Annotated in this window: 1 pseudogene; it reads left to right on the top strand. The window is 46.3% G+C overall.

What is annotated here, in order from left to right:
• A pseudogene (locus L1070_RS20160) lies at positions 1 to 609 on the top strand (AMP-binding protein); the annotation flags it as partial.

The raw sequence follows: 609 nt of genomic DNA, 5'->3' as shown, positions 1-609 counted from the left end.
ATGATGGGAGAGTTGTACTTATCGGGAGAAGGGCTGGCCAGAGGGTATTATCGACGTGAAGCGTTAAGTGCTGAGAAGTTTTTAGATAACCCATTTTATGATGCGCAGTCACAGCATGGTAGGCGGATGTATAAAACGGGAGACTTAGTACGCTGGTTGGATAATGGTGAGCTAGAGTACCTAGGGCGAATAGACAACCAAGTTAAGATCCGCGGGTTTAGGATTGAAATTGGTGAGATTGAAGCGCAGTTGGGTCAGTTTGCAAACGTGACAGACTGTGCGGTGGTGGCTAAAAACCTCGAGGGTAGTCAGCAACTCATCGCATACTATGTCCCGGCGAATAATAAAACAGGGCTTGACGAGGGGGAATTAAGGGCACACCTGCGTCGAACATTACCTGAGTACATGCTGCCTGCGGCTTGTATCCGTTTAGAATCAATTCCGCTAATGCCCAATGGTAAGGTTGATCGGATCACTCTAGAAGCTATGCAGGTAAACCTAGAATCAAGTAAGGTCTATGTTGCACCGCGTAATGAGGTTGAATCACAATTGGCTGTGATGTTTGCTGAAGTGCTTAATGTCAATGTGAGCAAGGTTGGTAGTAATGAT

Origin of the sequence: Pseudoalteromonas sp. MMG022 (assembly GCF_021654245.1) — a bacterium.
Taxonomy (GTDB): Bacteria; Pseudomonadota; Gammaproteobacteria; order Enterobacterales; family Alteromonadaceae; genus Pseudoalteromonas; species Pseudoalteromonas amylolytica.
Note: the sequence above shows the minus strand (reverse complement) of the source record. Positions and strands in the feature narration are given on the sequence as shown.